The 22,752-nt window shown below is 67.3% G+C and carries 19 protein-coding genes; 12 read left to right on the top strand and 7 right to left on the bottom strand.

The window, feature by feature from the left end; all coding sequences use genetic code 11:
- Window positions 1-71: 71 nt before the first annotated feature.
- The 4 genes from RGD00_RS11915 to RGD00_RS11900 form a co-directional block, all read right to left on the bottom strand.
- A complete protein-coding gene (locus tag RGD00_RS11915) occupies window positions 72-557 on the bottom strand; it encodes a MaoC family dehydratase (protein ID WP_310457552.1) in 486 nt (161 codons plus the stop codon).
- 42 nt (window positions 558-599) lie between these two features.
- Window positions 600-1,853, bottom strand: coding sequence for a CaiB/BaiF CoA transferase family protein (locus RGD00_RS11910; protein ID WP_310457551.1), 1,254 nt, complete (start codon window positions 1,851-1,853; stop codon window positions 600-602).
- Window positions 1,854-1,923: 70 nt separating this feature from the next.
- The gene (locus RGD00_RS11905) at window positions 1,924-2,799 is read right to left on the bottom strand and encodes an HpcH/HpaI aldolase/citrate lyase family protein (RefSeq protein ID WP_310457550.1); all 876 of its coding nucleotides are present in this window, start codon (window positions 2,797-2,799) and stop codon (window positions 1,924-1,926) included.
- Between the two features lie 17 nt (window positions 2,800-2,816).
- Window positions 2,817-3,986, bottom strand: coding sequence for an acyl-CoA dehydrogenase family protein (locus tag RGD00_RS11900; protein ID WP_310457549.1), 1,170 nt, complete (start codon window positions 3,984-3,986; stop codon window positions 2,817-2,819).
- A gap of 479 nt (window positions 3,987-4,465) precedes the next feature.
- Between RGD00_RS11900 and RGD00_RS11895 the strand changes: the two genes are divergently transcribed.
- From RGD00_RS11895 to RGD00_RS11840, 12 genes are all read left to right on the top strand, one after another.
- A complete protein-coding gene (locus RGD00_RS11895; protein ID WP_310457548.1) occupies window positions 4,466-5,458 on the top strand; it encodes a LysR family transcriptional regulator in 993 nt (330 codons plus the stop codon).
- 423 nt (window positions 5,459-5,881) lie between these two features.
- Window positions 5,882-6,262: a hypothetical protein gene (locus RGD00_RS11890; RefSeq protein WP_310457547.1), complete on the top strand. Its 381-nt coding sequence runs from the start codon at window positions 5,882-5,884 to the stop codon at window positions 6,260-6,262.
- A 32-nt stretch (window positions 6,263-6,294) separates the two neighbouring features.
- On the top strand, window positions 6,295-6,912 hold the full coding sequence (locus RGD00_RS11885; protein WP_310457546.1) for an ATP-binding cassette domain-containing protein: 618 nt from the start codon (window positions 6,295-6,297) through the stop codon (window positions 6,910-6,912).
- Between the two features lie 156 nt (window positions 6,913-7,068).
- The gene (dctP, locus tag RGD00_RS11880; protein ID WP_310457545.1) at window positions 7,069-8,136 is read left to right on the top strand and encodes a TRAP transporter substrate-binding protein DctP; all 1,068 of its coding nucleotides are present in this window, start codon (window positions 7,069-7,071) and stop codon (window positions 8,134-8,136) included.
- A gap of 325 nt (window positions 8,137-8,461) precedes the next feature.
- The gene (locus RGD00_RS11875) at window positions 8,462-9,445 is read left to right on the top strand and encodes an ABC transporter permease (protein ID WP_310457544.1); all 984 of its coding nucleotides are present in this window, start codon (window positions 8,462-8,464) and stop codon (window positions 9,443-9,445) included.
- Window positions 9,446-9,489: 44 nt separating this feature from the next.
- Window positions 9,490-10,518 (top strand): sugar ABC transporter substrate-binding protein, encoded by a 1,029-nt coding sequence (locus RGD00_RS11870; protein WP_310457543.1) that lies wholly within the window; start codon window positions 9,490-9,492, stop codon window positions 10,516-10,518.
- Between the two features lie 61 nt (window positions 10,519-10,579).
- Window positions 10,580-12,730 carry an ABC transporter permease gene (locus RGD00_RS11865; RefSeq protein ID WP_310457542.1) on the top strand — a complete coding sequence of 717 codons (2,151 nt, stop codon included), beginning with the start codon at window positions 10,580-10,582 and terminating at the stop codon, window positions 12,728-12,730.
- The gene (locus RGD00_RS11860; protein WP_310457541.1) at window positions 12,727-13,806 is read left to right on the top strand and encodes an NHL repeat-containing protein; all 1,080 of its coding nucleotides are present in this window, start codon (window positions 12,727-12,729) and stop codon (window positions 13,804-13,806) included. Before RGD00_RS11865 ends, RGD00_RS11860 begins: the two co-directional genes overlap by 4 nt.
- Entirely contained in the window at window positions 13,803-15,353 is a 1,551-nt protein-coding gene (locus tag RGD00_RS11855; RefSeq protein WP_310457540.1) for a sugar ABC transporter ATP-binding protein, read from the top strand. Before RGD00_RS11860 ends, RGD00_RS11855 begins: the two co-directional genes overlap by 4 nt.
- A 328-nt stretch (window positions 15,354-15,681) precedes the next feature.
- Complete coding sequence (locus RGD00_RS11850; RefSeq protein ID WP_310457539.1) at window positions 15,682-17,181, top strand: aldehyde dehydrogenase family protein; 1,500 nt, start codon at window positions 15,682-15,684, stop codon at window positions 17,179-17,181.
- 7 nt (window positions 17,182-17,188) lie between these two features.
- Window positions 17,189-17,974 (top strand): SDR family NAD(P)-dependent oxidoreductase, encoded by a 786-nt coding sequence (locus tag RGD00_RS11845; protein ID WP_310457538.1) that lies wholly within the window; start codon window positions 17,189-17,191, stop codon window positions 17,972-17,974.
- A 185-nt stretch (window positions 17,975-18,159) separates the two neighbouring features.
- A complete protein-coding gene (locus RGD00_RS11840; protein ID WP_310457537.1) occupies window positions 18,160-19,404 on the top strand; it encodes an acetyl-CoA hydrolase/transferase family protein in 1,245 nt (414 codons plus the stop codon).
- 19 nt (window positions 19,405-19,423) lie between these two features.
- On the opposite strand, the gene RGD00_RS11835 is transcribed toward RGD00_RS11840, so the two are convergent.
- The 3 genes from RGD00_RS11835 to RGD00_RS11825 are packed head-to-tail and all read right to left on the bottom strand — an operon-like array spanning window position 19,424 to window position 22,751.
- Entirely contained in the window at window positions 19,424-20,620 is a 1,197-nt protein-coding gene (locus tag RGD00_RS11835; protein ID WP_310457536.1) for an acetyl-CoA C-acetyltransferase, read from the bottom strand.
- A 34-nt stretch (window positions 20,621-20,654) separates the two neighbouring features.
- Window positions 20,655-21,569 carry an SDR family NAD(P)-dependent oxidoreductase gene (locus tag RGD00_RS11830; protein WP_310457535.1) on the bottom strand — a complete coding sequence of 305 codons (915 nt, stop codon included), beginning with the start codon at window positions 21,567-21,569 and terminating at the stop codon, window positions 20,655-20,657.
- Between the two features lie 18 nt (window positions 21,570-21,587).
- Entirely contained in the window at window positions 21,588-22,751 is a 1,164-nt protein-coding gene (locus RGD00_RS11825; protein ID WP_310457534.1) for an acyl-CoA dehydrogenase family protein, read from the bottom strand.
- Window position 22,752: the final 1 nt, after the last annotated feature.

The following is a 22,752-nucleotide window of genomic DNA, read 5'->3' as shown; positions in this document are numbered from 1 at the left end:
CGGTGGAAAGGGCGCGCGCCTTCGTCTGTCCTGAAATGGTCCTGCGCGGGGCGCCGGGCCGGGGGCGGGCCTCAGGCCTGCGGCGGGTTCTTCTTCAGCATCATGCCGGTGCGGCGGAAGGTCAGCACCACCTCGTCGCGCTGGTTGTAGCTGCGGGTTTCGAATTCCACGATGCCGGAATTCGGGCGCGACTTCGATTCCCGCTTGGAGATGATCTCGGTCTCGCTGCGCAGCGTGTCGCCGATATAGACCGGGGTCAGGAACTTCACGTCGAAGAAGCCCAGGTTGCCCGTGGTGGTGCCGAGCGTGGTGTCCGCCACCGTCACGCCGCAGGCGAGCGACAGGGTGAAGAGGCTGTTGACCAGACGGCCCGGATGGCCGACCGATCTGGAATATTCCTCGTCGGTGTGCAGCCAGGCGGAATTGTAGGTCAGCGCGCTGAACAGCAGGTTGTCGGCCTCGCAGACGGTGCGGGTGATCGCGTGGCGGTAGACGTTGCCGACGTTCAGTTCCTCGTAATACTTGCCGGTTGCAAGTTCCTTGTAGTTGGCGGGCATGGTTTCTCTCCTCGTGTCAGACAGGGGGCCCGGGGGCCGGGGTCAGATGATGCCCTCGGCCCGCAGCCGGGCGAGGTCGTCGGCGGTCAGCCCCAGAAGCTGGCCGTAGATGTCGGCGTTGTCGGCGCCAAGCCGCGCCGCCGGCCGGTCGAGCCCGACCTTGCCCGCCGACATGCGGATCGGCACGCCGGAGCCCACGGCGTCGATCTCGCCCGCCTCGGGGTGGACGAGCTTTTGCAGCGCGCCGCTGGCGAAGAGGCTCGGGTCGCTCATGGTTTCCAGCGCGGTGCGCACGCGCACGCAGGGCACGCCGCGCTTGGCCTGCAGTTCCTCCAGCACCTCGTCGGTGCTGTGCCCGCTGGTCCAGTCCTCGATCAGGCGGTTGACGGCATCGGCGTTGACCGCGCGCGGGCCCCGGGTGGCATAGCGGGGGTCCTTGATCAGGTCGGGCTGGCCCATCGCCTCGAAGATCAGCCCGGCCCATTTGTCGTTCGCCGCCGCGATGGAGACATAGCCGTCGCGGGTCTTGAAGATGCCAAAGGGCGCCAGCCGCGTCTGGTGGTTGCCCGACCGCGGCGGAAAGCCCTCGCGCTGGAACACGTCGAAATGTTCGAACGGCAGCAGCGATGCGACGCAATCCAGCATCGAGATGACGATGTTCTGCCCCTCGCCCGTCGCCTCGCGCTGGCGCAGCGCCGCCTGGATGCCGATGGTGCCGTAAAGCGGCGCCAGCAGGTCGCTGATCGGCAGGCCGAAGCGCATCGGCGGGCCGTCCGTCTCGCCGGTCACGTCCATCACCCCGCTCAGCGCCTGGACGGTGATGTCCATCGCCTTGACGCCCGGATAGGGGCTGGGCCGGCCAAGCCCGGTGATCGAGCAATAGACGATGCCGGGGTTGATCTTGCGGATGGTCTCGTAATCGACGCCGAGCCGGTCCACGGTGCCGTCGCTCATGTTTTCCACGATCACGTCGGCATGCCGGGCAAGGTCGTGGAACATCGCGCGGCCCTTGTCGGACTTGAGGTCCAGCGACAGGCTGCGTTTGTTGCGCTGGCGGGCGAGGTTCGACAGCGACAGGTCGCCCTCTTCCATCCTGCCCAGATGGATGCCGTCCTTGCCGTAGAAGGGCGGGTTGAAGCGCGCGATGTCGCCGCCGGTGGGCGATTCGATCTTGATGACCTCGGCGCCGAGCCCGGCCAGCAGCAGCGTGCAATAGGGCCCCGACAGGGCGACCGTCAGGTCCAGCACGCGGATGCCTTCCAGCGGCCCGCGGCGGGTATCGTTCCGGGTATTCACGTTCCTTCCCCCCTTGTCACCCCTTGTCGCCATGCGGCCCCGCCCGGTCGCGGGCGGGGCCGCCCGGCCCTCAGTCCTTGAGCGCCTGCGCCATCGCGATGAATTCGCGCGCGGTCTTCACATGGGCGATGTCGATATGTTCGCCGTCATACATGACCGAGGCCCGGCCCTGCGCCATCGCGCCGTCGAGGGCGTCGATCATGCCCTGGTAATAGGCCACCTCGTCGTCGGTCGGGGTGTAGCTGCGGTTGATCGTCTCGACCTGCATCGGATGCAGCGCCAGTTCGCCCGCCATGCCCAACTGGCGGTCGAGTTGCGAGGATTTCGCCAGCCCGTCCAGATCCTTGATCTTCTGCCAGATGCCGCCGATGGGCCATTTGCCCGCCGCCCGCGCCGCCATGACGACCCGCGCCTTGAGGTAGTCGGATTCGCGCCCCTCCGCCGTCCAGATGAAGTTGAGCGCGCGCGACATGTCGGCGTTCTTGGCCGTGGCGCCGACGATGCCGATGACCCGCGGATGCTCTGCGATCTCGAAACACAGCTGCATCGAGCGCGCGGTTTCCAGCAGCGGGATCAGCCGGACGGTCCCCACCGGGATGTTCGCGCGGGTTTCGGCCTCTGCGATCATGGCCGAGGCCATGTGCACATCCTCGGGCCCATAGGGTTTGGAGATATAGATGCCCTCGGTCTGGGGCTGGATCACCGCCAGCAGGTCGTCGAGGTCGTAGATATGCGCGGTGCGGTTGATGCGCACCCAGATGCGCTGCCCCGCGGCGGCGAGTTCGGGGATCTTGCGCGCCACGAGTTCGCGGGCAGCGGCTTTTTCGGGCGGGGGCACGCTGTCTTCCAGATCGAGGATCAGCGCATCGGCGCCCGCGAAGGCGGCCTTGTCCAGCATCGATTCCTTGTTGCCGGGCACGAACAGGAACGAACGGATCGGTTTCATCGGTTACTCTCCGGGGATCAGTAGGATTTCGGCAGGCCCAGCTTGCGCTCGGCGATGTTGGACAGCACCAGTTGCGGCGTCACCGGGGCGATGTAGCCGATCCAGGCTTCGCGCATGTAGCGTTCGACATGGTATTCCTTGGCATAGCCGAAGCCGCCATGGGTCAGCATCGCGGTCTGGCACGCCCGCATGCAAGCCTCCGACGCCAGCAGCTTGGCGGCGTTCGCCTCGGGCCCGCAGGGCTCGCCCCGGTCATAGAGGTCGGCGGCGGCCATCATCATGTGGTTCGCGGCCTCCAGTTCGGCCCAGCTGTGCGCCAGCGGGTGCTGGATGCCCTGGTTCTGCCCGATGGCACGGCCAAAGACCTTGCGTTCCTTGGCATATTCCACCGCATGGCGCAGCGCGGCCTGGCCGATGCCGACCTGTTCGGCGGCCACGAACACCCGTTCCGCGTTCATCCCGTGGAAGATGTACTTGAGGCCCTTGCCTTCCTCGCCGATCAGGCTGTCCTTCGACACCGGCAGGTTGTCGATGAACAATTCGTTCGTGTCCACCGCCCCGCGGCCGAGCTTGTCGATCTCGCGCACGTCCACATAGTCGCGGTCGAGCCTGGTGTAGAACAGGCTCAGCCCGTCGGAATGCCGCGTGACCTCTTCGATCGGCGTGGTGCGGGCCAGGATCAGCATGTGGTCGGCCACCTGCGCGGTCGAGATGAAGACCTTCTTGCCGGAAATCAGATAGTTGCCGTCCGCCTGTTTCTTGGCCACGACCTTGAGCTTGGTGGTGTCGAGCCCGGTGTCGGGTTCGGTCACGGCAAAGCAGGCCTTGGTTTCGCCGCGGCTGAAGGCGGGCAGCCAGCGTTGCTTCTGGTCCTCGGTGCCGAAATGGACCACCGGCTGAAGCCCGAAGATGTTCATGTGGATGGTCGAGGCCGCCGCCTGCGCGCCGCCGTTCGACGCCACCGTGCGCAGGAACAGCGCCGCCTCGGTCACGCCCAGATTCGCGCCGCCGTATTCCTCGGGCATGCAGATGCCCAGCCACCCGCCCTCGGCGACGGCCTGGAAGAATTCATGCGGGAATTCGTGCTCGCGGTCCTTGCGCAGCCAGTAGTCCAGCGGGAACCTGTCGCAGATCCGTTGTGCCGCATCCACGATCGCGCGCTGGTCGTCCGTCAGCCGGTAGCCCATGTTTCTTCCTCACCTCGGCAGCAAAACCTAACAGCCATTAGGCAGAATCATCGCGTTGCGTCAAGCACGGCCGCGGGGTCCCGTTTGCCGCAGTCTGCCGCCGCCACGGCAAAACCTTGACCCAAAACGCTTTCCGCTCCAGCCCCGCGCTCTGGGGTATCGTGACACGCTTGCCGGGACATAGGCGCGCCCTGTAGTATCCGCCCTTAAGTCCCGCATCGCCGCACCCGCAGCTGAGTCGCCGCCCCGCCGCATGGCGTGTGGTCGCCCACCGCCGGGGCCGGCCAAAGAGCAGGGACATATGAAAGCCGTGGGGAAACAGGCGGATAGGGGTGTCGGGCGAGAGAAGGATCGCAGCACCCTGAAATCTACCTAACGCTTGACCAAAAAATGCTGGAACTTTTCCCCCTCTCGACGTATCACACCAACCTATGGCAACGGCAGGCAGCGCATACCGCTCAGCACAAGGATCTTCGACCGTGGCGCGATCCAGAACGCAGGCCCCCGACATCGACATCAAGCATGTCTATTACTTCCTGATGCTGGCCAAGCATGGTTCTATCTCCAAGGCGGCGCTGGCGCTCGGGCTTGCGCAGCCGTCGCTGTCGGAACATGTCGCGCGGCTGGAGGCGCGGCTGAACACCAAGCTCGCCATCCGCGGCCCGCGCGGCATCACCCTGACCGAGGCCGGCCGGTTCCTCGCGCGCGAAGGCCATACGCTGATCGACGCCGCGCGGTCGCTGACCGACAGCATCCGCGAGATGGGGCAGGAATTGCAGGGTGGCGTGTCCATCGGCCTGCCGCCCTCGCTCAGCCTTTTGGTCTCGATCCCGCTGGCCGAAACGATCCGGGTGGAAAACCCCGGCATCCGCCTGCACCTGACCGAGGGGCTTTCGGGCCATATCCTCGACTGGCTGGATCAGGAACGCATCGACCTCGGCTTCGTCTATTCCAACCCGCCGAGCACCAGCTTCCAGACCGAACCCGTGCTGGAAGAGGAAATCTTCGTCATCGCCGCGCATGACAACCTGCCGGTGGAACCAGACGAAAACGGCGATCTGACGATCCAGGCGTCCCGCCTTGGCGAACTGCCGCTGGTCATGCCCGGCCTGCCGCACAGCGCCCGGCTGGCCATCGAACGGTTCGCCCGCGCCAACGGGCTCAGCCTCAACGTCATCGTCGAGATCGACTCGCTGCCGCAGATCGTGGAAATGGTGGCGCGGGCGAGCGCCTTCACCGTGCTGCCGCATGCCTCGGTCGCCGATGCGGTGGCGGCGGGCAAGCTGGCGCTGATCCGCATCAAGGAACCCTCGTTCTTCCGCACCGTCTATCTGACGCGCAAGCGCGCGCGACCGGTGTCCATGGTCAGCCTGACGGTGGAAAAGACCGTGCTCAAGATCATCCGCGAGATGGTGGAACGCTACCAGCTGAACGCCAAGCTGGTCGAGCCGCACAAGCCGCAGCCGAAATAGACGCCGCCCGGCCGGTCGTGCGGGGTGCGCCGCGCGGGGATATTCGGGCCAGCCTGAAGATGCGGGGCGCCCCCTTTCGGGAAAAGGCGCGCCCTTCCACTTTCTGTCCCCAAATATCCCCGCCGGAGGCGCATCTCTCCACCCGGCCAACCGCCGGAGGAAAGGCCCTGCGCCCGCAGGCCGGGGCCTGCCCCGGCATGTCCCATCGGCCCCGAGGGGCCCGGGGGATATGGTCTAGGCCCGGCCTCTACCTGCGGTTCGAAAAGGCGATAGCGCCGCGGCTATCCAGACCGCCCCGCGTTTTCTGACATCCGTTAAAGACAAGACGGACCGGACACCGGACATCGACGGCATGTGCAGGGGCCCCGCGGGGCCTGCCGGTGGCGCATGTCCAGCGTCGGCTGGCAGAGGAGGATTTCGGGCATGCAGGACCAGACCGCGGCAGGCGCCGCCGGGCGGCGCAAACGCCTCGCCATCACGCAGGAAGGCATCGTCGTCGCGCGGCTGACCGGCATGCCGGTGCGCCCGGTCACGGTGGCGCAATATGTCATCAGCGGGCTGGTCGCCTATCTGGCGGGGCTGGTCATCGTCGCCTCGAACTCGGGCCTCAACACACGGCTTTACAACTCCACGCTGGTCTATGACGTGCTGCTGGTGGGTACGCTGTTCAGCGGCATGACGATCATGAACCTGTCCTGCACCACCCGGAACCCGATCAAGAGCCTGGTCCTTCTGGCCGCGCTGATCGCCGAGACGCTCATCAACCCGCGCGACGGACAGACCCCGCAACAGGGCGACATCTGAAGCCGCATCCTATCCTTGAGGGAGGAAACACGATGAAGACCAGACATGTCCTGGCCGGCGCGCTGAAGCGCAACCTGTTCTACGGCGGCGACATCCGTTTCGGCGACCGTTCCGTCCGCTATCGCGTGCCCCGGCAGGCGGTGCGCGACGGCATCGTCTATGTGACCGAGGACCGCAAGCTCGACGGGTTCTTCGAAACCATGTCGATCGCGCGCAACATCCAGATGGGCCATCTGGCGATGGGGTCGAATCCGCTCGGCCTCGTGTCGATGGCAGAGGCGCAGCAGCTTGCCGAAAGCTGGTGGAAGGATCTCAACATCCGGGCCATCGGCGCCGATGCCAAGGTGCTGGAACTGTCGGGCGGCAACCAGCAGAAGGTGGTGATCGCCAAGTCGCTGGTCCAGAATCCGCGGCTGGTGATCTTCGACGAACCCACGCGCGGGGGCGACGTGGGCTCCATCGTGGAAATCCACAACTTCATCAACCGGCTGGCCGACAGCGGCATCGCGGTGGTGGTGATTTTGTCCTGCCTGCCGGAAATCCTCGCGCCGTCCGACCGCATCCTCGTCGCCCGTCAGGGCCAGATCGTGGAAGAGATGCGCGCCGCCGGGGCGACCGAGGAACGCATCATGTACGCCGCGGTGCACTGATCCCATGGCGCCGCCGATGGCAGCCACAGGTTTTCGCGATGGTCACGGCGATTGCCGCAGCGGGGGCCACCGGCCCAGAATGATGCCCGTGGCGGGTCGGGGTGGCCGCCCGCAATCCAGACGACAACATGCGCGACATGCGCAGGGGAGGACGACATGAGACTTTCCGCCTTGACCCTTGGCCGGGTCGGCACCCTGACGGAACCGGGCGCGATGCTGCGCCGCGCGGCGGTCGCGCTGGCGGTGACGACCTGCGCCGTGGCCCCTGCCGCGGCCGAGGATGTGATCACGCTCAAGGTTTCGCATCTGTTCAACAACGAGCTTTACCTGTGGAAACACGGCGGGCAGGTTTTCGTCGACGAGGCCGAAAAGGCCAGCAACGGGCGGCTGAAGTTCGAGATCTATCCTTCGGCGCAACTGGGCAAGGACACGGTGTCGACGCTGGAATCGGGGCTGGCGGATATCGCGATCGTCGTGCCGTCGTATTCGCCCGACAAGCTGCCGCTGTCTTCCGTCGCGGAACTGCCGGGGATGTACGAAAACGCCTGCGACGGTTCGGCCAAGCTGTGGGCGATCCTGCAACCCGGCGGCATGCTCGCAGAGGCGGAATACGCCCCCCGCGGCCTGCGTCCGCTGTTCGTGAACGTGCTGCCGGCCTATCACATCGTCACCACGGCCAAGCGCGCGCCGGAAAACCTTGCCGCGCTGTCGGGGCTCAAGCTGCGGGCGAACGGCAATGCGATGAAAAAGACCGTCAGTGCGCTCGGTGCGGTGCCGGTGCAGGTGCCCGCGCCGGAAATGTACGACGCACTTGGCCGCGGCACGGTGGACGGCGGGCTTTACAGCTATATCGGCATCCCCGATTTCGACCTTCAGGACCACATGAAGTTCACCGCCGAGGGCCCGCGCCTGGGGGCGGGCAGCATCAGCTACAACATCTCCGAGGCCAGCTGGGCCAAGGTTCCCGAGGACCTCAGGCAGGTGATGCAGGAGGCGGCGCTGAAGGCCGCGCGCAACCTTTGCCAGTGGGAGGAAACCTCCGACCGCGAGGTGCGCGACCGCATCGGGCTGACCGTCATCGACCTGCCCGCCGAGGAAATCGCGCTGTGGGAGGAAAAGGTGTCGGTCGTGGTCGATAGCTGGCTCGACGACATGAAATCGGCCGGCAAGGACGGCGCGGTGCTGGTCGAGGCGTTCCGCAACGCCGATACCGGCGGGATGTGACGGGGACGGGCGGCCCCTCGGGCCGCCCTTCGCTGCCCGGCCATGCGGGCCAGAGCCCAAGGCAAAGCCGCTGCAGCCATAGGATCTTCCGATACGACAGCGCCGCATGGGGCCTGTATGGTGTCGGCAAAAGAATGCGCAAGCACGCAGGGAGCATGCAGATGACGGTTCCGGTGTTTACCGAAGGATAGCGACCCGCGCGCCGGCGGAACCGGCGCAGGCATCCATCCACAGCACGCCGTTTCAGGCCGCCCGTTCCCTGCGCCGGGCGGGGCGGGATCGTCTTGCCCGGCGCAGGGGCGTTCATCAGAAGGAAAGCCGCATCATGGCGAAATCCTCGTCCGGCAGGATCATCGACCAGCAGAAGATCATCTTCGCGCTGGCCGTCGTGCTGTGCCTCGTGTTCGCGTTCACGCTGCCGGGCTTTGCCACCGCGTCCAACGCGCTGTCGCTGTTGCAGGCGGTGGCGACCATCGGGGTGCTGGGGATCGGCATGGCCATCGTCATCATCGGGCGCGGCATCGACCTGTCGCAGATCGCGGTGCTGGTCATGCCGCCCGCATGGATGATGTACCAGATCCAGGCCGGGGTGCCGATGGCAGAGGCGGCGGCCTATGCCGGGCTCGCCGCCATCGCGCTCGGCGTGCTGAACGGCTGGCTGGTCGCCTATGTCGAGGTGCCGGCGATCTTTGCGACGCTGGCCACGGGCACGCTGATGTACGGCACCATGCAGTATCTGGCGGTGTCCAACGATGTGATCCCGCTGCCGAAACGGCTGGAGGGCTTCATCGCGCTGGTGCAGGGCGGGACGTTCGGCATTCCCAATATCGTGCTGTTCCTGCTGCTGGTGGCGCTGGTGTGCTGGCTGTTCCTGCGGTTCACCGTCTGGGGGCGCTATGTCTATGCCATCGGCGACAACCCGATGGCGGCGCGCGCCACCGGCGTGCCGTCGCGGCCGATCCTCGTGCTGCAATATGTCATCAGCGCGCTGGCCGCCTTTGCCGCGGGGGTGGTGCTGTCGGCCTCGGTCGAAAGCGTGAATACGCGGCTGTTCAACTCGACCATGATCTACGACGTGATCCTTGTCGTGGTGCTGGGGGGCGTGGGCCTCGGCGGCGGCAAGGGCAGCGTGTCCAACGTGCTGGTCGGCACGATCCTGATCGGGATCATGACCAACGGCATGACCATCCTCAACCTGTCGATCGAGGTCCAGAGCCTGATCAAGGCCGGCATCCTTCTGGCGGCGATCATCGCCGACAGCATGCTGAACCCCCGCGACGAACTGACCTCGCAACAGGGCGACATCTGAAGAACCGCGGGGCCGCGTGCACCCGCAACCAAGGGAGGAACGACATGATCCACAGCCTGTTCAGGGCCGCGCTGGCGGCCGGCGCCATGGCCGGCGTACTGGCGGCCGCGCCTGCCATGGCGCAGCAGTCGGGCTATACCGACGGCATGCGCGAACAGTACCGCGATGCGCTTCAGGGCAAGAAGGTCGGCATCGTGCCCATCGCGATGAGCTTCGACATCGCGCAGGCCTATGTCGCCGGGCTTCAGGCGCAGGCCGACAAGATCGGCTACGAACTCGTCGTCCGCGACCCGAACTGGAGCGTGGAACAGGGCGTGCAGGCGGTGCAGCAGCTGATCGCGGAAAAGGTGGATGTGATCGTGGCCCACCCGCTGGATGCGCAGGCGATGAACCGTCTGGTCAAGAAGGCGCAGGACGAGGGCATCTACTGGCTCTGGGCCAATATCAAGGGCGGGCCGAGCGGCGACGTGTTCGTCGGTGCCGACCACTATCAGGTGGGCCGCACCAAGGTCGAGATCGCTGCGCAATACTGCGCCGACCGCGAGGTCAAGAAGATCGCCATGGTCGCGGGGCCGTCGAACAACCAGGCGATCCTGGCCAGCGCGGCGGGCATCAAGGACGGGCTGCTGGACCATCCCGAACTGCAACTGGTCGCGGAACAGAGCGCCGAGGCCGACGCCAACAAGGCCAAGTCCATTTCCGACACGGTGCTGAAACAGCATCCTGACCTCTGCGCCATCATCGGCCAGTGGGACGGCGAGGATATCGGCATCCCGCCCGCGGTGGCCGATGCCGGGCTCAAGGGCAAGGTGGCGGTGATCACCTCGGGCGGCGGCTCGCATGAAACCGCCTGCGCCAAGGTCGAGGACGGGTCGTACCACGCCTATATCAGCCATGACATCGGCGCGCAGGTGGTGGCGCTGAACACCGCCATCGTCCAGTTGCTGCAAACCAGACCCCCGGCGGGCGAAAAGCCCTTTGCGGCCTATGTCAACATGCGCGTCATCACGCCCGACACCGTGGCCCAGACGCATTGCTGGTCCGTGGCCGAGGTCGGCCAGCGCGTCTACTGAGCCGCCCCTGCACAACGGCGGCCGGATCCCCGGCCGCCCCTTTCCCTGACGGAACGGATTGATGGCTGCGACCGACACCCCCCCGCCCGCGCAGCGCGCCGGTTTCTGGACCGCGCTTCGCTATAAATACCTGCCCACGCATATGCTGGGCGAGGTTCTTGCGAAATCCTGGATCGACACCGCGATCCCGGCGGTGCTGCTGGCCGTGGTGCTGGCGGTCTTTGCCGTGATCCTGCCGGGGTTCTTTTCCCCGGCCAGCCTGTCGCCGCTGGCGCGGGTGACGGGGGAATACATCCTTCTGGGCATCGGCCAGGCGGTGGTCATCATCGGCGGCGGGATCGACCTCAGCGTGGGGTCGATGTTCGCGCTGTGCAACTTCTTCGCACTGTGGCTGATGTTCACGCTGAAGGTGCCGGTGCTGCTGGCGATGGTGCTGACCATCGTGGCCGGCGCGGCGCTCGGGGCGGTCAACGGGGTGCTGATCGGCTATCTGCGGCTGCGGGCGTTTCTGACCACGCTGGTGACGCTGATCATCTTCCGGTCCATCGCCAACCTGATCTCGACCAACTACGGCGCGCGGCTTCTGGGCGACTATGCCGTGCATGGCGAGGACATCCTGACCTTCATGGGCGACGGCGACCTGTTCGGCCTGCCCGCCAGCTTCATCTTCGCCATCGGGACGAGCGTGCTGTTCTACATCCTGCTCACCCGGATGCGGCTCGGCTGGCATATCATCGCGGTCGGCGGCTCGCGCCGGTCGGCGTTTTCCGCCGGCATCAACCTGCGGCGGACGGTGTTCCTGACCTATGCCATCTCGGGCGCGCTGGCGGGGGCGGCGGCCTATTTCTACGCCGCGCGGCTGACCTCTGCGGGGGCGACCACGGGCCTGGGGATGGAACTGATCGTGATCACCGGCGTGGTTCTGGGCGGGATCAGCCTGGGCGGCGGGCGCGGCACCGTGACCAAGGCGGTTCTGGGCATCCTGATCGTGATGTGCATCTACAACGGCATGCTGCGGATGGGGCTGGAATCGGGTGCAAGCTCGATCATGCTGGGGCTGATCCTGCTGGCGGCGGTGGTGTTCGACATCCGCTGGAACAAGAACCGCCACAAGCTGCTGAACCGCGCCTATGTCTCGCCCGCGCTGGTGGAAATGCCGCCCCGCGTGTCGATCGAACGGGGCTCGGCCTCGCCCTATGCGCGCAACGACCGCATCGCGGAAACCCGGCCCATCGGCCTCGGCATCGTGGACGGGCCCGAGGACATGATCCTCGACGAGGACGACAACCTCTATTGCGGCACGCGCACGGGCGACGTCTACCGCTTCTTCGCGCCCGACTACACGCGCCACGAGGTCTTTGCCCATACCGGGGGCCGCCCCCTGGGCTTTGCGCTGGACCGCGACGGATCGCTGGTCGTCTGCATCGCGGGGATGGGGCTTTACCGGCTGACGATGGACCGGCAGGTGATCCCGCTGTCCACCCAGACCAACCGGGGCCTGTCGGTGATCGACGACAGCCGCGTGCGGCTGGCCGACGACTGCGACATCGCGCCGGACGGCAAGATCTATTTCTCGGACCCGACGACGCGCTACGAGGTCAGCGAATGGCTGACCGTGGCGCTGGAAAACCGCGGCGACGGGCGGGTGATCTGCTATGATCCGGCGACCGGCAGGTCGCATACCGCGATCAAGGGCCTGACCTTCCCGAACGGCATCTGCGTCACCCGCGACGGGCAGGCGATCCTGGTGGCCGAAACCTGGTCGGCGCGGATCCGCAAGTACTGGATCGCGGGGCCCAAGAAGGGCCAGCTGGAAATGCTGATCGAGGATCTGCCCGGCTATCCTGACAACATCAACCGCAGTTCCGATGGCTATTACTGGGCCGCGCTTGTCGGCATGCGGTCCCCGGCCTTCGACCTGGCGCTGGCGATGCCCGCCTTCCGCAAGAAGATGGTGGATCGCGTCGCACCCGACAGCTGGCTTTACCCCAACGCGCTGATGGGCTGTCTGGTGAAGTTCGACGCCGATGGCCGGATCATCGACGTGCTGTGGGACCGGCAGGGGGGCGATCATCCGCAGATCACCTCGGTGCGCGAACACAAGGGCAAGATGTATCTGGGCGGGTTCCACAACGATCGCGTGGGCGTGTTCGACCTGCCGGGCGCCGATCCGGGCTGGAGCGGCTGGAACGACTATTGGGGGCAGAAATGATCCAGGCGATCCGGTCCCTCTGGGACGATTTCCGCGGGGCGGGGGCGGCGGCGCTGTCCGTGCCCTCGATGGACGGGGCGTTCCGTCCGAACCAGAACCTCGAAGAGGCGCCCGTGGCGCTGGCCTGCGACCGGCCCGACAACGTGACCGTGGCGGGCGGGCGGGTCTACCTGTCCTCGGGTGCGCGGGTGCTGGCGCTGACCGGGCCGGGCACGGCAGAGGTGGCGGCGGATGGCGACGCCCCCGTGACCGCCATGGCGGGCCTGCCCGACGGCACGCTGGCGGTGGCGCGGTCGGGTGCGGGCGCGGTGCTGGCGGTGGACCCGCAGGGCCGCGGCGCGGGGCGTATCTATGGCGCGGGCATGGCCGACATCACCGCCATGGCCTTTGCCGATGACGGCGCGCTGGCGCTGGCCGTGGGGTCGGCGCGGTTCCGCGCGGCGGACTGGCGGCACGACCTGATGCATCCGGGCCAAAGCGGCTCGGTCTGGCTTGCGCCCCTGTCGGGGGCCGCGCCGCAACGGCTGGCCGAGGGGCTGCGTTACGCCGGCGGCATCGCGCCCGCCGGGCCGGGGCGGTTCGTGGTGTCGGAAACCTGGGCCAGCCGTCTGGTGACGGTGGGGCAGGGGGCGCCCGCGCCGGTGCTGTCGGGCCTGCCGGCCTATCCCTGGCGCATCGCGCCCGCGACGGGGGGCGGCTGCTGGGTGGCCTTCCTTGCGCCCCGCAACCAGTTGATCGAACTGGTGCTGCGCGACCGCGCCTTCCGCGGCCGGATGGTCGCGGAACTTGATCCCGAATACTGGATCGCGCCGATGCTGCGCCCGTCCGACCAGCCGCTGGACCCGATGCTGAAGGGCGTGCAGCGCGTCAGCGGGTCCGAGCCCAAGCCCTGGGGAAGCTCGCTGTCCTGGGGGCTGGTGGCGCGGATCGGGGCGGATTTCGTGCCCGACTTCAGCCACCACAGCCGCGCCAACGGCAAGCGCCACGGCTTCACCAGCGCCGCCGAACATGACGGCCGGTTGCTTGCCACCAGCCATTGCGGCTTTGTCGTCAGCCTTCCCGTGGATCAGCGATGAACATTCAGGCCCCAACCCCCGCCACGCCCGCCGCCGCCACCACCCCCGCCCCGGGGTCGGAATTCCTGATCATGCGCGGCGTGACCAAGGAATTCCACGGCGTACCGGCGCTGAAATCGGTCGATTTCACCCTGCGCAAGGGCGAGGTCCATGCGCTTCTGGGTGAAAACGGCGCCGGCAAGTCGACGCTGACCAAGCTGCTGGCGGGCGCCATGCAGCCCACCAGCGGCGAGATAGAGATCGACGGCCGGCTGGTCGAGATCCCCTCGCCCGTCGCCGCGCGCGATCTGGGCGTGGCGATGGTGTTTCAGGAAACCAGCCTCGTGCCCTCGATGACCGTGGCGCAGAACCTGTTTCTGGGCGACGAAAAGGGTTTCAACCGCCTCCGCCCGCTTTACGTCGAGGCGCAGGTGTTCTTCAGTTCGCTCAACTTCGACGTGGATCCCTGGGCGCAGGTGGCGACGCTCGGCGCGGCGAAGAAACAGATGATCGAGATCGCCCGCGCCGTGCGCCAGAACGCCCGCGTCATCATCTTCGACGAACCGACCGCCACCCTGACGCCCGAGGAAAAGCAGCATTTCTTCGCCCTCGTCCGCCGGTTGCGCGGCGCGGGCGTGTCGATCATCTTCATCAGCCACGCGCTGGAAGAGGCGCTGGACGTGGCCGACCGGATCACCATCCTGCGCGACGGCGAACTGGTGGTGACGGATGACGCGGCCAGTTTCGACCGCGACCGGATCGTGGCGGCGATGGTGGGCCGGCAGTTGTCGGAAGAAATCCATGGCGCGCATGGCAGGGCGCAGGCGCGCAAGCGCGGGCCGGTGGTGCTGAGCGTGGAAAACCTGTCGATGGGCAAGGCGGTGCGCAACACATCGTTCACCGTCGCGCGCGGGCAGATCACCGGCATCTTCGGCCTGATCGGATCGGGCCGGACGGAAACCGCCAAGGTCATCGCCGGGATCCTGAAGCGCGACTTCTTCTATGGCGGCGAGATCCTGCTGGAGGGCCGCCCGATCCGCTACCGCGTGCCCCGGCAGGCGGTGCGCGACGGCATCATCTACGTGACCGAGGACCGCAAGCTGGAAGGTTTCTTCGACACGATGTCGATCGGGGAAAACCTGCTGATCGCGCATCTGGCGGCCGCGCGGCATGCGGTGCCGATCCTGCGCATGGGCGAGGCGCGGCAATTGTACGAGGTCTGGCAGAAACAACTGTCGATCCGGGCGCTGAACGACGAGGTGAAGGTGATCGAACTGTCGGGCGGCAACCAGCAGAAGGTGGTGATCGCCAAGGCGCTGTTGCAGCGGCCCAAGCTGATCATCTTCGACGAACCCACGCGCGGCGTGGACGTGGGCGCGATTGCGGAAATCCACCAGTTGATCAACCGGCTGGCCGACGACGGCATGGCGGTGGTGGTGATTTCGTCCTACCTGCCGGAAATCATCAACCTGTCCGACCGGATCCTGGTGACGCAGGCCGGGCGCGTGGCGGCGGAATTCGACGCGGGGGCGAGCGAGAAGGAAATCATGTTCGCGGCGGTGCACTGAGGCCGCCCGTGGTGCGGGTGGATAGGGCCGCGCCGGGGGCCAGCCCCGCGCCGGCTGGTTCTCGAACCAGTGGCGCACCACCCTGCGCGCCCGGGATATTTCTTTCACGGTGAAAGACGGGTGTCTTTCCTGGGAAAGAGCGGTGCGGCTTGCGGGGACGATCCGTGCCATCCCGGCGCCCGAGGGGGGGCCTGCGCCGCCGCCATAGGGGCGGGCGGGGCGGGGTGCAGGAATTTCCTATATACCACCGCCGCCCCCGCGGGCGCAGACTGGCGCCAAACCTGTGCGCCTGCCGTCCCCGGCGGGCCGGTCATATATGGAGATGAACATGTCCTTCAGCCTTTTGCCCGAGCTTGCCGCGCTCAACCCGCGCCCGGGGCGGCTTTACATCGACGGCCGGTGGATCGACTGGGACGGCGAGCGGTTCGAGCAGCTGAGCCCCGCCACCAACGAGGTGATGGGCAGCTTTCCCGTCGCCGGGCAGCGCGGCGTGGACATGGCGGTGGCCGCCGCGCGGCGCGCCTTCGACGAGGGCCCCTGGCCGCGGATGCGCGCGCAGGACCGCAAGCGGGTGATGCAGCGCGTCATCGACGGGATCTATGCCGCCGAGGAGGAAATGCACCGCCTGCAATGCCTCGACAACGGCATGCCCTACCACATGTCGCGCGGCACCCGCGTGGGCGCCAAGGCGGCGGCCGACATCTTCGACCATTACGCGGGCTGGATCGACAAGATCAACGGCGAGACCTATCCGGTGTTCTCTGCCGCCTCGAACATGCAGTACATGACCTTCCGCGAACCCGTGGGCGTGGTGGGCGCGATCCTGCCCTACAACGGGCCGCTGTTCACCTTCGGCACCAAGGTGGGCGCGGCGCTGTCCTGCGGCTGCACGGTGGTGGTGAAGCCTTCGGAATACACCAACCTCTGCGCGCAGCGCATGGCCGAGATCTTTGCCGAGGCCGACCTGCCCCCGGGCGTGTTCAACATGGTCACAGGTGCGGGCGAAACCGGCGGGCCGCTGTCGGCGCATCCGGGCATCGACAAGGTCAGCATCACCGGCAGTTCCGATGTGGGCGAGCGGGTCTATGCCGCGGGTGCCAGCACGATGAAGCGGCTGTCGCTGGAACTGGGCGGCAAGAGCGCGGGGATCGTGTTCCCCGACACGCGCAACGTGGCGACCACGGCGGCGACGCTGATGGGGCTCTGTTCCACCTTCCTGTCGGGGCAGGTCTGTTCGACGCCGAGCCGCGCCATCGTGCACCGTTCGATCCTCGACGAATTCGTCGAACATGCCAGCGCGCAGGTCAAGGCCGTGCGCTTCGGCAACCCGTTCGACCCGGCGACCAATGCCGCGCCGATGATTTCCAGGCGGCAGGTGGACAAGGTTCTGGGCCTGATCGCCAAGGGCGTGGGCGAGGGCGCGACCCTGCGGTTCGGCGGCGATCAGCCGGGCGGCGATCTGGCGAGCGGCAACTGGATCAACCCGGCGCTGTTCACCGATGTGCGCAACGACATGACCATCGCCCGGCAGGAATTCTTCGGCCCGGTCCTGAGCGTGATCCCCTTCGAGACCGAGGAAGAGGCGATCGCCATCGCCAACGACAGCGACTACGGGCTGGCCGGCGCGATCTACACCACCGACATCAGCCGCGCCTTCCGCGTGGCGCGGGCGGTGCGGTCGGGGTCCATCGGCATCAACAACTATGCCAGCGTGCCGAATGCGCCGATGGGCGGCATCAAGCGGTCGGGCATCGGGCGCGAAGGCGGCTGGCCCACGATCGAGGCCTTCACCGAGCTCAAGACCATCAACATCAATCTGGATGCCTGAGGGAAACATGTCTGACCTGATGCAGGGAAAGGTCGCCGTCATCACCGGCGGCGCGGCGGGCTTCGGCCTGGAATCGGCACGGAAATTCGTCGCCAACGGGGCGAGGGTCGTGGTGGTGGACATCCACGAGGATGCCGGCCGCGCGGTCGAGGCCGAACTGGGCGGTGCCGTCCGCTTCGTGCGCGCCGATGTGCGGCGCGAGGCGGACATGCGCGCGGCGGTGGACGTGGCGGTGACGCAGTTCGGCGGGCTCGACGTGATGTATCACAACGCGGGCACCGTCGGCAGCGCCGGGGGCGTGGACGAGATTTCCGTCGAGGACTGGAACGCCGCGATGGAGATGTTGCAGACCGCGACGATGATCGCGATCAAGGTCGCGGTGGCGCCGATGAAGGCGCGGGGCAAGGGGTCGATCATCCTCACCTCCTCGGCCGCGGGGGTGGCGCTCGGCGGGTCGGGGCCCTATGCCTATACCATCGCCAAGTCGTCGGTCTGCATGATGGGGCGCTATGCGGCGCTGAAGCTGGGCCGGCACAACATCCGGGTGAACACCATCGTGCCGGGCGCGTTCAAGACCGCGCTGTGGGAAAAGCACGATCTGGGGCAGGGGATGATGGCGGCGGACAACTTCGCCCGGATGCAGCCGCTGCCCATAGCCGGGAACCCGCGCTATATCGCCGATGCGGCGCTGTTCCTGGCCTCGGACATGTCGGAATTCGTCAGCGGCGTGGTGCTGCCGGTGGATGGCGGGCTGACGCTGCACCGCAATTCGCATTCCTCGGTGGAGGGGTAGGGCGGATCGGCTGTCCGTCCTGTCCTTCGCCAGCCGGAGCGATGAGGATCGGCGGCGGAGTGAAGCCGATCCACCCCATAACATAGGGCTTTCCTATAGGACGCCCCGCCTTCCCTTGGCGCGGCGGGATTTCCCTTGCCCCGCCGCTGCGGTAAAGCGGCGGGACGGGACAGGGAGGGCCGGGCATGGCGCAGCAGGTTGATCTTTCGCGGCTGATCCGGCCGGGCGACACGCTGATGTGGGGCCAGTCGCAGGCGGAACCGCAGATGCTGCTGCGCCTGCTGGCCGAACAGCGCCATGCCTTCGCCCGGGTGCGCGCCTTCACCGGCATCGGTCTGTCGGGCCTGATGCGGCCCGAACATGCCGATGCCATCGACTTCTTTTCCTACTGCGGCGGCGGCACCAGCCGGGCGCTGGCCAGGGCCGGGGTGCTGGACATCCTGCCGGTGCATTACGCGCAACTGCCGCGGCTGGTGCGGGCGGGGGCGCTGCGGGTGGATGTGCTGCTGTTGCAGGTGTCGCCCCCCGACGATCAGGGGCGCTACAGCCTGGGCATGGCGCGGGAATATCTGGTGGAACCGCTGTCGCGCGCCCGGGTGGTCATCGGCGAGGTGCATCCCGACGTGCCCTGGACCCACGGCGGCCCCTACCTGCGGCGCGAGGATTTCGCGCTGCTGGTGGATTCGGACGCCGCCACCCCCGCCGACGCCCCCGTCCGCATCGGCCCGGTGGAAGAGGCGATCGGCCGCCATGTCGCCGCCCTGGTCGAGGATGGCGCGACGATCCAGACCGGGGTCGGCGCGGTGCCCGATGCGGCGCTGGCGCAACTGGCGGACCGGCGCGACCTTGGCGTGCATTCGGGCAGCATCGGCGACGGGGTTGCCCGGTTGCAGGCGGCCGGCGTCATCACCAATGCCCGCAAGAGCATCGACCCCGGCGTCACCATCGGCGGCGTGTTGCTGGGCGGATCGGTCCTGCGCCGCTTCGTCCACCGCAACCCGGCGGTCGAGATGCGGGGGACGGAATACACCCACGACCCGCGCGTTCTGGCGCAGATCAGCAACTTCGTCGCGCTCAATTCCGCGGTCGAGGTGGACCTGACCGGCCAGATCAATTCCGAAGTCGCGGGCGGCACCTATGTGGGGGGCGTCGGCGGCATCGTCGATTTCCTGCGCGCGGCGGGGTTCAGCGATGGCGGCGTGCCCATCGTCGCGCTGCCCGCCACCGCCGGGGCGGCCAGCCGCATCGTGCCGCGGTTGACCGGCCCGGTGACGGTGCCGCGCAGCGACGCCTGCGTGATCGTCACCGAATACGGCGTGGCCGATCTGCGCGGGCTGACGCTGGCCGAACGCATCCCGCGCATGATCGCCGTGGCCCATCCCGACCACCGCGAGGCGCTGGCCCGTGCCGCCCACGGGCAGGGGGGGTGAACCCCGCCCCCGGGGTCGCTCAGGCGCGTTCGAACACCGCCGCCATGCCCTGACCGCCGCCGATGCACATGGTTTCCAGCCCATAGCGGACGCCGCGGCGCTGCATCTCGTGCACCAGCGTGGTCATGATGCGCACGCCCGTGGCGCCGATGGGATGGCCCAGGGAAATACCCGAGCCGTTGACGTTCAGCCGCGCGCGGTCGTCCCAGTCCATGCCCTTGAGGCAGGCCAGAACCTGCGCCGCAAACGCCTCGTTGATTTCCACCAGCCCCATGTCGGCCATTTTCAGCCCGGTTTTCTTCAGCACCTTGGCGGTGGCGGGCACCGGCCCGATCCCCATGCGCGAGGGGTCGCACCCCACGGCGGACCAGCCGTTCAGAAAGGCGATGGGCGTCAGGCCCAGGTCGGCCAGCCGGTCCTCTGCCACGATCAGGCAGGCGGCGGCGGCGTCGTTCTGCTGCGCGGCGTTGCCGGCGGTCACGGTGCCGTCCTTCTGGATCACGCGCAGTTTCGCCAGCGAATCCGGGGTGGTGTCGGGGCGGATGCCCTCGTCGCGGGCGAAGGATACCGGGTCGCCCTTGCGCTGCGGCACGGCGACGGGCACGACCTCGGCGGCGAAACGGCCGTCATCCCAGGCGGCGGCGGCGCGGCGGTGGCTTTCGGCGGCATAGGCGTCGGCCTCTTCGCGGGTGATGCCGTAATCCTTTGCAAGGTTTTCGGCCGTCTCGATCATGCCCGAGATATAGCCGAACCGATGCACCGGCTGCGACCGTTCGCGGCCCCGGTCCAGCCGGTCGTAGAACTTGGTGGTGCCCGCGCGCGCGCCCCACCGCATGTCGGTGGTGTAATATTCGATGTTCGACATCGATTCCACGCCGCCCGCCAGCACCACGTCGCAGGCGCCGGTCTGCACCATCATCGCCGCCGTCACCAGCGCCTGAAGCCCCCCGCCGCAGCGCCGGTCGGTCTGCAGGCCCGGCACCTCGACCGGCAGTCCGGCGTCCAGCGCGATCCAGCGGCCGACGCAGGGGGTTTCGGAATTGGCATAAGACTGGGCAAAGACCACATCCTCGATCAGCGCAGGGTCGAGGCCGGTCTTTTCCAGCACCGCCTTGGTGACGGTGCCGCCCAGAACCTCTACCGGGACGGGGCGCAGGGCGCCGCCGAAGGCGCCGACGGCGGTGCGAAGCGGGCTGACGATGGCGGCGCGGCGCATGGGAAACTCCTTGACGACAGGGAAGGGCAGGGGCTCAGCAGGGGTCCCAGCTGAACACGTCCTGGCTGCGGTCCAGCGGGTAGAACGACGGGCGCAGCGCGGGGATGGCGTGGTCGCGCACGGTTTCGGGCGTCCAGTCGCCGCCGGTATGGACGGACCGGATCGGGCGGCTCTGCCCCATCAGGAAGATCTCGTTCCGGCGCACGGCAAAGACCTGTCCGGTCACATCCTTCGCTGCGTCGGACCCGAGGAACACCGCCAGCGGCGCGTTCTTTTCCGGCGTCATCTTCTTGAGGTTTTCCACCCGTGCGATCTGGTCGGGCGTTTCCGCCGGGATGTTGCCGGTCATCCGGCCCCAGGCGAAGGGCGCGATGCAGTTGGACCGCACGTTGTAGCGTTTCATGTCCAGCGCGATGGATTTCGACAACCCGATGACCGCCATCTTGGCCGCCGAATAGTTCGCCTGCCCGATATTGCCGATCAGCCCCGAGGTCGAGGTCATGTGCACGAAGGCGCCGGTTTCCTGTTCGCGGAACACCTCGGCCGCCGCCCGGCTGACGAAGAAGGCGCCGTTCAGGTGCACGTTCAGCACCGACAGCCATTGTTCCGGCGACATCTTGTGAAACATCGCGTCGCGCAGGATGCCGGCGTTGTTGACCACGATGTCGAGCCGGCCGAAGGTGTCCCTGGCCAGCGCCACCATGCGCTGCGCCGCGTCCCAGTCCGATACGGAATCGGTGCTGATCACGGCGCGGCCGCCGAAGCCCTCGATTTCCGCCCTGGTTTCCTCGGCGGGGCTGGCCGATCCGCCCTCGCCCGACAGCGAGACGCCGATGTCGTTGATCACCACCGCCGCGCCGGCCCGGGCCATCGCGGTCACGATCGCCTTGCCGATGCCGCCGCCCGCGCCCGTGACCAGAGCGACCTTGCCTTCGAGAATGTTCGTCATCTTCGCTCCTTCGCGTTGTCAGGGCAGGTCCAGAACGGCCTTGGCCAGGATGTTCTTCTGCACCTGCGTGGTGCCGCCGTAGATCGTCGTAGCGCGGGCGTTGAGGAACTGCGTCGTCATCGCCAGGTCGCGGTTGCCGTTCAGCGGATGCAGAAGCCCGCCGTCCTCTGCCATGAGGTCGAGCCCGTATTCGGTGATCCGCTGGTAAAGCCCGGTCTGGTTGAGCTTGAGGAAAGACACCTCGGGGCCCAGGTGTTCGCCCCGGCGCAGCTTGTCGGCGATGCCCTCGAACAGGCACTTATGGTCCTCCAGCTCCATCAGGAAGCCGGTGTAGCGGTCCACGAAGGCGGCATCGTCCAGCAGGCCATAGACCTCGCCCAACCGGCGCAGTTTGGCCAGCGCGTTCGCCGCCTGCCGCGGGCCGCCGAGGAAGATGCGTTCGAACCCCAGAAGGTTCTTGGCCATCGTCCAGCCCTTGTTGACCTCGCCCACGATATTGCCCCCGGGCACGCGCACGTTGTCGAAGAACACCTCGGAAAACTCGTCGTCGAGTTCGAGGTTGATGATCGGGCGGATGGTGATGCCGGGCGTGTCGAGCGGGATCAGAAGGAAGCTGATCCCTTCCTGTTTCTTGCCCGACCTGTCGGTGCGCACGAGGCAGAAGATCCAGTCGGCATCGCCCGCGAGCGTCGTCCAGATCTTTTGCCCGTTCACCACCCATTCGTCGCCGTCCAGCACCGCCTCGGTCCGCAGGTTGGCAAGGTCGGACCCGGCGCCGGGTTCGGAATAGCCCTGACACCAGATATGTTCGCCCGACAGGATCTTGGGCAGGAAATGGGCCTTCTGTTCCTCGGAGCCGTAGTTGATCAGCAACGGGCCCAGAAGCATCATCCCGTGGTCGGGGGTGCGTGCGGCGCCGAACTGCTCGAATTCCTCGACATAGATCAGGTGCTTGGCGGGGCTCAGGCCCATGCCGCCGTATCGGCGCGGCCAGGCGGGGGCCAGCCAGCCCGCCGCCGACAGGATCATGTACCAGGGCCCGGCGTCGTCCCAGTGCAGGCGCTTGGCCGGGTGGCGGATCTCGGGCGGGTGGTTCTCGTGCAGGAAACGGCGCACCAGCGCGCGGAAATCGTCGTCCGTCAGCGCGTTGTAGTCATCCCGCCGGAATTCTTCATAGGCCATC

Source organism: Ruixingdingia sedimenti (assembly GCF_031432425.1).
Lineage (GTDB): Bacteria > Pseudomonadota > Alphaproteobacteria > Rhodobacterales > Rhodobacteraceae > Ruixingdingia > Ruixingdingia sedimenti.
This window is presented reverse-complemented; position numbering and strand designations above follow the sequence as displayed.